The 10,523-nt window shown below is 70.8% G+C and carries 8 protein-coding genes; 7 read left to right on the top strand and 1 reads right to left on the bottom strand.

Features of this window, described 5'->3' with window-relative positions:
* A partial coding sequence (locus tag H483_RS40470; RefSeq protein WP_017837479.1) for a peptidylprolyl isomerase occupies positions 1 to 639 on the bottom strand: 639 nt, incomplete at its 3' end.
* Between the two features lie 122 nt (positions 640 to 761).
* Here H483_RS40470 and H483_RS32295 point away from each other — a divergent pair.
* The 7 genes from H483_RS32295 to H483_RS32265 all read left to right on the top strand — a co-directional run bounded on the left by H483_RS32295 (position 762) and on the right by H483_RS32265 (position 10,504).
* Positions 762 to 2,768: a glycosyltransferase gene (locus H483_RS32295; protein ID WP_017837478.1), complete on the top strand. Its 2,007-nt coding sequence runs from the start codon at positions 762 to 764 to the stop codon at positions 2,766 to 2,768.
* Positions 2,752 to 3,414 carry a phosphatase PAP2 family protein gene (locus H483_RS32290; protein ID WP_017837477.1) on the top strand — a complete coding sequence of 221 codons (663 nt, stop codon included), beginning with the start codon at positions 2,752 to 2,754 and terminating at the stop codon, positions 3,412 to 3,414. Before H483_RS32295 ends, H483_RS32290 begins: the two co-directional genes overlap by 17 nt.
* Positions 3,411 to 4,445: a decaprenyl-phosphate phosphoribosyltransferase gene (locus H483_RS32285; protein ID WP_017837476.1), complete on the top strand. Its 1,035-nt coding sequence runs from the start codon at positions 3,411 to 3,413 to the stop codon at positions 4,443 to 4,445. Before H483_RS32290 ends, H483_RS32285 begins: the two co-directional genes overlap by 4 nt.
* A 16-nt stretch (positions 4,446 to 4,461) precedes the next feature.
* Positions 4,462 to 6,465, top strand: coding sequence for a flagellar motor control protein ZomB (zomB, locus tag H483_RS32280; protein WP_017837475.1), 2,004 nt, complete (start codon positions 4,462 to 4,464; stop codon positions 6,463 to 6,465).
* 194 nt (positions 6,466 to 6,659) lie between these two features.
* Positions 6,660 to 7,793, top strand: coding sequence for an alpha/beta hydrolase family protein (locus tag H483_RS32275; RefSeq protein ID WP_017837474.1), 1,134 nt, complete (start codon positions 6,660 to 6,662; stop codon positions 7,791 to 7,793).
* Positions 7,794 to 8,039: 246 nt separating this feature from the next.
* Entirely contained in the window at positions 8,040 to 10,016 is a 1,977-nt protein-coding gene (locus H483_RS32270; RefSeq protein WP_017837473.1) for an alpha/beta hydrolase-fold protein, read from the top strand.
* The gene (locus H483_RS32265) at positions 10,013 to 10,504 is read left to right on the top strand and encodes a DUF732 domain-containing protein (protein WP_017837472.1); all 492 of its coding nucleotides are present in this window, start codon (positions 10,013 to 10,015) and stop codon (positions 10,502 to 10,504) included. Before H483_RS32270 ends, H483_RS32265 begins: the two co-directional genes overlap by 4 nt.
* Positions 10,505 to 10,523 lie beyond the last annotated feature (19 nt).

Genomic DNA, 10,523 nt, shown 5'->3' with positions numbered 1-10,523 from the left:
GGTGACGGTGCCGAAGAGGCTGTAGTCCGGCGGCAGGGAGACACCGGAGTCGCCGGTGACGATGAAGAACTGGGAGCCGTTGGTGTCCGGTCCGGCGTTGGCCATGGCCATCGACCCGATCTCGTACTCGCCCGCGGCGGGCAGCTCGTCGGCGAACTGGTAGCCCGGTCCGCCGCTGCCGGTGCCCTGCGGGTCGCCGCCCTGGATCATGAACCCGGGGATCACCCGGTGGAAGGTGATGCCCTCGTAGTACTTGTGGCGGGCCAGGAAGACGAAGTTGTTCACCGTCTCCGGCGCCTTGTCCTCGAACAGGTCCACGGTCACCACGCCGGCGTCGGTGGTGATGACGGCCGAGTAGTCGACACCCGGGGTCAGACACATCGGCGGGGCGGAATCGAACGAGGTGACGCGCTCGTCGGTGCCCTCGGCGGGCGGGCACTCCACCGCGTCGGAGGTGTCGCGCCCGGAGGCGTCGGACTGTCCCGCAGCGGTCGCGGCGGTCGTGCCGGTGGCCGTCGCGTCCTCGGCCGGAGAGTCGTCGGCTCCGCACCCGGCGAGCGCCAGGGGCACCGCCAGGGCGAGGACCCCCAGGGCGGTGCGGACGGTCGGACGGGGCCGGGCTGTGGAGGTGAGGTGCATGACTCGAGACTAGAGGGCGCGCCACCCCGGGTGGGTCGCCGGATCCGCGTGGTGGGAGGGATCGCCACGCCCCGCCGGGTACGATCGACCCGGCTTTCGACTAGGGACGGGGACACATCCATATGCACCACCACGGCCACCACGAACTGGTCGACGAGGTCGAGCGGTCGGTCGCCGGGCTCGCGGACCCGCTCGGCCGGGAGTGCCTGCAGCGGGTCATCCTGCCCCGGGCGGGTGAGCCGCTGGACGTGAGATCGCTCTACCTCGCCGAGGCCCCCACCAACGCCCGCCGTGCCCACTCCGCCGGTCGGACCACCCTGAGCGTCGGCGCGGACTCCGAGGTCTCCTTCGCCACCTACTTCAACGCGTTCGCGGCGGCGTACTGGCGTCGCTGGACGATTCTCGGTGCGGTGGTCCTGCGGCTGACGATCCGCGGGGCCGGTCGCGTGGACCTCTACCGGTCCAAGATCGACGGTTCGCGCATCGCGATCACCGGGGACGTCGTGGGCGAGCCGGGTGAGGCGGGCGCGGGCCGGGTCACCACCGTCGAGTTCGTGTGCGACCTGGGCCCGTTCGAGGACGGCGGGTGGATCTGGTTCGACCTCACCTCCGACACGGATGTCGAGCTGCTGGCGGGCGGGTGGTACTCGACCGTGGACGCGCCGGAGACCCGCCCGGACGCGGGCCCGGACGGCACCCCGGACCCGTCGGTGCAGGTGCCCAACGACCGCCGGGTGACCGTCGGCATCCCCACGTTCAACCGCCCCGGGGACGCGGTCGCGGCGCTGCGCGCGCTCACCTCGGACCCCGACGTCGACGCGGTCCTCGACGCGGTGCTGATGCCCGATCAGGGCGAGAAGAAGGTGCGGGACGAACCCGGGTTCGTCGAGGCGGCCGAGGACCTGGGCGACCGCCTGCGGATCTTCGACCAGCCCAACCTGGGAGGCTCGGGCGGGTACAGCCGCATCATGTACGAGGCCCGGCGGCTCACCGACTCGCCGTACATCCTGTACATGGACGACGACATCGAGATCGAGCCCGACTCGATCCTGCGGGCCCTGGCGTTCGCCCGGTTCTCACGCGTGCCCATGCTGGTCGGCGGACAGATGCTCAACCTCCAGGAGCGCAGCCACCTCCACACGATGGGCGAGGTGGTGGGGGCGCACGACTTCATGTGGACCGCCGCCCCCCACGCGGACTACGACTACGACTTCTCCCGGTACCCCCTGACCGACCGGGACAACCCCAAGGAGCTGCACCGCCGGATCGACGTGGACTACAACGGCTGGTGGATGTGCCTCATCCCCCGGGTGGTCGCGGAGAAGATCGGTCAGCCCCTGCCGCTGTTCATCAAGTGGGACGACGCGGAGTACGGCCTGCGGGCGCGCCGCGCCGGCCACCCCACGGTGTCGATGCCGGGCGTGGCGATCTGGCACATGGCGTGGTCGGACAAGGACGACGCGATCGACTGGCAGGCCTACTTCCATCTGCGTAACCGGCTGGTGGTGGCGTCGCTGTACCACGACGGCGACCACAAGGGCATCATGCAGTCGAGCCTCAAGGCGCTGGTCAAGCACCTGGTGTGCCTCGAGTACTCGACGGTCGCCATCCAGATCGAGGCCATCCGCGACTTCCTGCGCGGACCGGAGGCGCTGTACGAGCTGCTGCCGACGGCGCTTCCCAAGGTGAGGGCGATGCGCGCGCAGTTCCCCGACGCCGTGGTCATCCCCTCGGCCGTGGACCTCCCCGCACCCTCCGGGGGCCCGGCCGGGATCCACTCCGAACCCCGGGGCCCGGCCCGCAAGGCACTCGCCCTGGCCAAGGGCCTCGCGCACACCCTCAGCCGGGACGACAAGAGGCACCACGAGGTGCCGCAGGCCAACTTCCCGCCGGTGGAGGCGCGCTGGTACTCACTCAGCCGGGTCGACGGTGCCACTGTCACCACCGCCGACGGGCGCGGGGTGGTCTACCGCAAGCGCGACCGTGAGCAGGCCGGATCCCTGTTCGCCGAGTCGGTGGCCGTGCACAGGGAACTCTTCCGCCGGTTCCCGGAGATGCGCCGCCGCTACCGTGAGGCGCACATCGAACTCGTCACCAAGGAGGCCTGGAGCCGTGTCTTCGACGCCTGAGACCGCACCCGGGCCGGCCGGCCCCGACCACGCCGGCACGGGCCCGACGGTGGAGATCCCCGTCCCGACCGGCGAGATCCGGTTGCTGGCCGGGATCCAGCGTCGGCTCCTCGCGGTGCCGGGGTCGCGCGAGGCCGCCGTGACGCTCTCGCACGTGGGGGAGCACGCACTGGGCTGGATGGCGATCGCCGCGCTCGGCATGGCGGTCGATCCGGCCCGGCGGGGCCGGTGGGCGATGGTCGGTGTGGGCAGCTTCGGTGCACATGCCACCTCCGTCGTCGTCAAGCGGGTCGTCCGGCGGCGGCGCCCGGACCACCCCACGGTCGCGGTGGGGGTGGGTACCCCGTCCTCCCTGAGCTTCCCGTCCTCCCACGCCACGTCGACCACCGCGTTCGCCCTGCTGGCCGGGGGGGTGAGCGGCGCGCCCGTGGCTCCCGCGCTCGTTCCCGTCATGCTGGCGTCCAGGCTCGTCCTGGGCGTCCACTACCCTTCGGATGTGATCGCCGGCGCCGCGGTCGGCGCGGGCTGCGCCGCGCTCACCCGCGCGGTCTGGCCCACGGACCCCGTCCAGCACCTGTTGCCGGCGGCGCTTCGTGACGGCGCGCCCGGACCAGGCACCATCCCGACCCCCGAGGAGAATCGATGACCGATCAGACCGGAGCCCCGGCCTCCCGGGGCGGGGGCGATCACCATCTCCTCGGGGCGGAGCCGCACACCGCCAACGAGATCGATCTCGCCGAGGCCGAGGAGGAGGCCAAGGGCTCGCCGCCGAAGAACCTGCTGGACGGCATGATCAAGGCCCTCCGTCCGCGGCAGTGGGTCAAGAACGTCCTCGTGGTCGCGGCGCCCGCCGCGGCCGGCACCCAGACGCTCACGGACACCTCCGTCCTGTTCTCGGTCTTTGTCGCCTTCGTGGCGTTCTGCATGGCGGCCTCCAGCGTCTACCTGATCAACGACGCGATGGACGTCGAGGCGGACCGCGCCCACCCCACCAAGCGGTTCCGCCCCATCGCCGCCGGGGTGCTCCCGGTCGGGCTGGCATACGGGATGGCGGTGGCGCTCATCGTCGCGTCGCTCGTCATCTCGGTGCTGTTCGCGCACCCGGCGCTGGCGATCGTCGTGGCCGTGTACATCGTCCTGCAGCTCATGTACTGCTTCGGGCTCAAGCACCAGCCGGTGCTCGACATCGCGTTCGTCTCCTCAGGGTTCCTGCTCCGCGCGGTGGCGGGCGGTGCGGCGGCCGAGGTCGAGATCTCCCAGTGGTTCCTGCTGGTCATGGCGTTCGGGTCCCTGTTCATGGCGGCCGGGAAGCGGTATGCCGAACTGAACCTGCACCTCAAGACCGGCGCCAAGATCCGCAAGGCGCTGGAGAGTTACACGCCGACCTACCTGCGATTCGTCTGGACGCTGTCGGCGACGGTGCTCGTGCTCTGTTACGCCCTGTGGGCCTACGACCGGGGTTCCGACCCCACGCAGCCGTCCGGGTCGGCCGTGTGGTTGCAGATCTCGATCGTGCCGTTCACCATCGCGGTACTGCGCTACGCCGTGGACGTCGACGCAGCCCAGGCCGGCGAGCCCGAGGACATCGCCCTCGGCGACCGCGTCCTGCAGATACTCGCCGCGATCTGGGTCCTCACCGTGGTGATCGGCGTCTACCTCGTGCCGTCCCTCGCCTGACAGGGATGGGTGGGCGATGTCGCAGGTGACACCGGGAGAGTCGGCAGGGCGGCCGTCGGCCGGGCGTGTCCCGGCCGAGCCGGCGGTCTTCTGGGGCGGCCTCGCGGTGGTGGTGGCGGTGTTCTTCGCCGGCGCCTGGCAGCGTCGGTGGATCGCCGACGACGGACTGATCGTCCTGCGCACGGTCCGCAACCTCATCGCCGGCAACGGCCCCGTCTTCAACGCGGGGGAGCGGGTCGAGTCCAACACCTCGACCCTGTGGACCTATCTCGTCTACCTCACCCACGAGGTGGTCGGCTACCGGCTCGAACTGGTCGCCCTGGGGCTGGCGCTGACCCTGAGCATGGTCGCGGTGGCGTGCGCGATGCTCGGTACCCGGGTGATGTACCGGGGCACGCGGCGCGCCCCGGCCGGTGGTCCGATGCTGCTGTTGCCGCTGGGCGTCGTGGTCTACATCATGCTGCCGCCCGCCCGCGACTTCGCGAGCTCGGGCCTCGAGACGGGTTTGGTGATCTGCTGGATCGGCGTCATGTGGCTCGGGCTGCAACGGTGGGCCCGCGCGCCGCACCGCGAGTACCGGTTCGGCCTCCCCGCGGCGGGCACGGCCGTGATCGCGTTCGTCGCCGGGCTCGGTCCGCTGGTGCGTCCGGAGCTGGCGTTGGCGGCGGTGGTGTTCCTGGTACTGCTGGCGGCGTCGCAGCAGTCGTGGAGGCATCTGGGCTGGCTCGTCGTCATCGCCGGAACGGTCCCGATCGTCTACCAGGTCTGGCGCATGTCGTACTACGCGCTGCCCTACCCTCTGACGGCCGTCGCCAAGGACGCGGGCGGGTCCAAGTGGGACAAGGGCGCCCAGTACGTGTGGGACCTGCTGTCGCCGTACGCGCTGCTCCTGCCGCTGGCGGTGGTCCTGGCCGCCGGCCTGGTCTCGCTGTGGGCCGTGCGCCGGTCGGGCCCCGCGCGCGGGTCGGCGGCCCCCGCGCGGGGTGACGGGACGGGGGACGACGACGAGGTGGCCGGTCTGCTCCGCCTGCGGACCCGGGTCCGCTCGACCCCGGTCGTCACGCTCGCGTTCCTCGTGGTGGCCGTGATCATGCTGGCCTACGTCACCCGGGTCGGCGGGGACTTCATGCACGGCCGGGTGCTGTTGCCGTCCCTGTTCCTGTTCCTCCTGCCCGTCGCGGTGGTGCCTCTGCCCGTGGGGCCCGCCCGCGGTGAGGACGACGCACGGGTGCGGCGGGTGGCGGTCCCGGTGGTCGCCGGTGCCTGGCTCGTCGTCGTCGGGTGGGCGGTGACCGTCGAGGTGGTCCAGGACCCGTTCCGGGACGAGCCGGAGACCATCACTGCCGCGGGGATCGTCGACGAGCGGCAGTACTACATCCAGCGCACCGGCCACCGACATCCGCTGCTCGCGGACGACTACCTCGACTTCCCGCGGATGCGGGCCCTGGTGCGGGACGTGTCCACCAACCGGACGGGAGCGGTCTTCCTCCCGGTCCCGGGCTTCCAGGACCGGTGGGACGTGGTGGCCTACGACCGCCCGATGCCCGGACTGGAGCCCTTCGAGCTGCCGGACGACCCACTCAAGACCGTCGTGTTCCTCAATCTCGGGATGACGAGCATGAACCTCCCGCTCGACGTGGACGTCTACGACACGGTGGGGTTGGCCTCGCCGCTGGCCGCGCACACGGACCGCATGGAGGACGGCCGGATCGGGCACGACAAGTTCCTGCCGTACGACTGGGTGCTCGCGCGCACCGGCGTGATCGAGGATCCGGTCAACTTCCCGCGGTGGATCGATGTGAACTGGGTCAACCAGGCGGAGGTGGCGCTCACGTGCCCGGCCACCCAGGCCCTGATCGACTCCTATACCGGGCCGCTGACGCTGGAGAAGCGCTGGTCCAACCTGATTAATGCATTTTCATTCGCCGAGTACCGCATCAACAGAATCCCTGCGTACGAGGTGCAGAGGTGCGGATTGCCGATGCCTGAGAAAGTGGAGAAGTACCAGGGCACTCGGTAGTGTGGCTCCAGCTGTTATCTCGAATCGGTAACGGTAGGGGATCGATCAGGTCCCCGACCTGTAACACCTGTCCCAGAATGAGCGACAGTTACGATGTCGCAGTTCCGGTCCTCCCCTGGTGGGGCCGGTCCGATGGACGTCACCGATGCCCCGGGTCACCTGGGGGCACCAGGAACGAACAAAGGAACCCACGAATGTCCCAGACCACCCTCCGGCGCAAGTTCGCCGCCGGGCTCACCGCCCTGGCGACGGCTGCAGGCCTCGTCGTCGGCGCTCCGGCTCTCGTCGGCGCCCAGGCCACCGAGCAGGGCTCGTCCGCCAGCCTCGGCTCCGCCGGATCGGCCGGATCGGGCGACGCGCCGAACGCCGCCCCCGCCTTCCAGCCGGCCGCCGGCGACGAGAACCCGGTCGGGTTCCGCAACTGGCTGCGCCCCGGGTGTACCTGGGATCCGGTCGCATCGTGGGTCCAGCTCTGCGAGGTCTGGTCGCCGGCGATGAACCGCCACATCAAGGTGCAGGTCCAGCCCGCCCGCTTCGGCGGCAACGCCGGCCTGTACCTCCTCGACGGCCTGCGCGCGCGGGACGACTGGAACGCGTGGACGCGTGACGCACAGGCGCAGCGCATCTTCCTCCAGGACAACATCACCCTGGTCATGCCGGTTGGCGGCCAGGTCTCCTTCTACTCCGACTGGGATCGGCCCATCAACCTGGGCGGAAACCTGCTCGAGTACAAGTGGGAGACCTTCCTGACCCGCGAGCTGCCCGGGTACCTGAACGCCCACTTCGGTGTGCGCACGGATAACAACGCCATCGCCGGGCTCTCCATGGGCGGGTCCGCCGCCGCGATGCTGGCCGCCAAGCACCGCAACCAGTTCAAGCAGGTCTCGGTGTTCTCCGGGTACATGAACCCCACCGCGCCGGGCATGTACACCATGATCCCGCTCGCGATGTTCGACCAGTGCAAGTGCGACCCGTTCGCCATGTGGGGCCTGCCGGGCTCGCCGCGCTGGGGCCAGAACGACCCGTTGCTCAACGCGGACAAGCTGCGCGACATCCCGATGTACATCACCGCGGGGTCGGCCATCCCCGGGCAGTACGACCAGCCCTCCAGCCTGCAGGCCGTGTTCAACACGTTCAACGGCATCATTCTCGAGGGGCTGTCGCGCGGATCGACCATCGCGTTCCAGAACACGCTCAACGCCCGGCCCAACCAGGCCACCTTCGACTACCGCACCACCGGCATCCACGGCTGGGGCTACTGGAACGACGACCTGATCGCCGCCCGCTCGGCGCAGATCCTGCCCGTGATGAACGCCTTCGCGTGGTGATCACGACCGGATAGCCGACGAATCGGGCTCCGCTCAGCGAGTCCTCACCCGTCACACCGGGGCCCCGTGCGTAGATTCTCGTGCGGGGCCCCGGTCGCTTTTCGGGTGACCACCGGGTTCGGCCGCGGGAGGGGAGCCCGCGGGCGGACGACGGACCAGGACCCCGGGAAGAAGCTGTCCGGGTCGCTCTCCGCGGCCCGGTCACCGAGACGGTCGGCGACGACGCGGCAAGGAAGAGAACCTCACATGGCGACCCCCAGCGCACACGCGAGCCCCCGCACCCGGTGGGCGTCCCTCCTGGCGGCCCCTCTCGTGTTGGGAATGGTGGGCTCGGGCCTCATCGTCCCTCCGGCTGCGGGCGCGCAGGAGACCCCGGCCCAGAACTCCCCGGCCCAGACCTCACCGACGACCAGTGGCCCGGCGCAGACCGGCCCCGGCGAGGCGGGTCCGGCCCGGGCGGCGGCCGAGAACCGCGTGGATTCCCCGTCCCTGAGCGTGCCGACGACCATCCCGTCGGGGGTCCGGTTGGACAGGGTCGAGTGGAAGACGGCCAACCGGGTCGCGCTGTGGGTGCAGTCGCCGGCCATGGAGCAGGCCATCCAGGTGCAGCTCATGCTCCCGGCGCGGTGGAACGCCGAGCCGGAGCGCACGTACCCCTCGCTCCTCCTGCTCGACGGGCTGCGGGCGCGGAACGACGCCAGCGGGTGGACCCTCGAGACGAAGATCTCCCAGTTCTTCGACGCGAAGAACGCGATCATCGTGCTCCCCGTCGGCGGCGAGTCGAGCTTCTACACCGACTGGGTGGCGGACGCCAACGGCTCGGCCTATCAGTGGGAGACGTTCCTCATGGAGGAGCTCCCGCCGCTGCTGGCCCGCGACTGGCGGGTGAACGACAGGCACGGAGTCGCGGGTCTGTCCATGGGCGGCACGGCCGCGATGATGCTCTCGCAGCGCTACCCGGACTACTTCCAGTTCGCGGCCAGTTACTCGGGATTCCTGGACACCACCAGCTTCGGGATGCCCGAGGCCATCAAGGTGGCCATGCAGGACGCCGGCGGATACCAGGCCGAGAGCATGTGGGGACCCCTCGGTTCGGCCAGGTGGCAGGAGCAGGACCCCAAGCTCCACACCGACAGGCTCCGCGGCCAGAGCGTCTACGTCTCCGCGGGCAGCGGGAACACCGGACCGTGGGACCAGCCCTCGGGCCTGCCGGACATCCCCACCAACTTCCCGGGTTACGGGCTCGAGCTGCTCTCGCGGATGACCACCCAGACCTTCGTCAACAAGGCCCGTGCGGACGGTGTCGAGGTGACGGCCAACTTCCGCCCGTCGGGCACGCACACGTGGCCGTACTGGCAGTTCGAGATGATGCAGGCCTGGCCGCAGTTCGCGGGTGCGGTGGGGATCGAGAACGTCGAACCCCCGTGCGCCGCACAGGGCGAGATCGCCCGCGTCGCCGAGCGTCAGCCCGGTCTGGGCCCCTGCCTGACGGGTGAATACGATGTCCGCGGCGGCAAGGCCACCGACTTCCGATTCGGTCGCGTCTTTTGGTCGCAGCAGACGGGCGCGCACTCGGTCCTCGGGGCCATCGGCGCCGCCTACCAGGCCGAGGGTGGCCCTGACGGCCCGCTCGGGCTGCCCACCTCCGGCGAGACCACGACGCCCGACGGCAGGGGCAGGTTCACCCAGTTCCAGAACGGCGTCATCTACTGGTCGCCCGCCACCGGCGCGCACGCCATCCGTGGGGCGGTCAGGTCGATGTGGCAGGAGCGCGGCGCCGAGCGCGGCGACCTCGGTTACCCGACGACCGACGAGATCACCAACCCCAACAAGCCCGGCGTGGTCCAGGGTTTCCAGGGCGGGACCGTCTACTGGTCCTCCGCCACGGGCCCCAGGGTCGTCAAGGGAGCCATCCTGACGACCTACCGGGAGGCGGGCGCGGAGAATTCGGAGCTCGGGTACCCGGTCACCGATGAGATCTCCCTGTCCACCCGCGGCGGCGCCTTCAGCCGCTTCCAGGGTGGGGCCATCTACTGGTCGGCGCGCACCGGTGCGCACGCCGTGCCGCGCGGGCCGGTGTTCGACGCCTGGGGCACGGTCGACTACGAACGCGGTCGGCTCGGCTATCCCACCAGCGCGCTGCGCACCACCCGCGACGGCCAGGTGATGGAGTTCGAGGGCGGACGGATCACTGTGACCGGCGGTCGGGCGGAGATCTCGTGACGGGCCGGTCGACGGCGCTCGGCGCCGCCCTCGTCGTGGTGGGTGGGATGCTGGCCGCCTGTGGCGGTGGCGACTCCACGGTCTCCGGCGTCCCCGACTCCGAGACGATGGCCCCGCCCCCGGGCGGCGCCGCCACCTCGCAGGCCCGCGTGCCGGCCACCGAGGACTCGGGACGTTTCACCGAGGCGCCGGCGCCCGTGGTCTCGGACGCCCCGGGTTATACGGCCCCGGTCGTGGGCGCGCGGGAACGCGGCTACCTCGCGGCGCTCGAGGCCCAGGACATCCAGACCGGTGAGCTGTCCGACTCGCTCGTGGCCGCGGGGAACACGATCTGTCGGATCCGGACCACCGGAGGCGCGGCGGGCGAGACCACCACGATCGCCGATGCCGTGGCCGGCCAGATCTCCGTGGGTGGCTACTCGGACCGCGAGGTCGACGAGATCTCCCGGATCGTCGTGGACTCCGCCGCAGGGCAGCTCTGCCCCTGACGCCGCCGAGGTGAGACGT

The sequence above is a fragment of the Dietzia sp. UCD-THP genome, assembly GCF_000349585.1.
Taxonomy (GTDB): Bacteria; Actinomycetota; Actinomycetes; order Mycobacteriales; family Mycobacteriaceae; genus Dietzia; species Dietzia natronolimnaea_A.
This window is presented reverse-complemented; position numbering and strand designations above follow the sequence as displayed.

Excerpts from the sequence above, each read along its gene's own strand:
- H483_RS32295 (WP_017837478.1), top strand. The coding sequence starts at position 762 with ATGCACCACCACGGCCACCACGAACTGGTCGACGAGGTCGAGCGGTCG.
- H483_RS32285 (WP_017837476.1), top strand. The coding sequence starts at position 3,411 with ATGACCGATCAGACCGGAGCCCCGGCCTCCCGGGGCGGGGGCGATCAC.
- zomB (WP_017837475.1), top strand. The coding sequence starts at position 4,462 with ATGTCGCAGGTGACACCGGGAGAGTCGGCAGGGCGGCCGTCGGCCGGG.
- H483_RS32275 (WP_017837474.1), top strand. The coding sequence starts at position 6,660 with ATGTCCCAGACCACCCTCCGGCGCAAGTTCGCCGCCGGGCTCACCGCC.
- H483_RS32270 (WP_017837473.1), top strand. The coding sequence starts at position 8,040 with ATGGCGACCCCCAGCGCACACGCGAGCCCCCGCACCCGGTGGGCGTCC.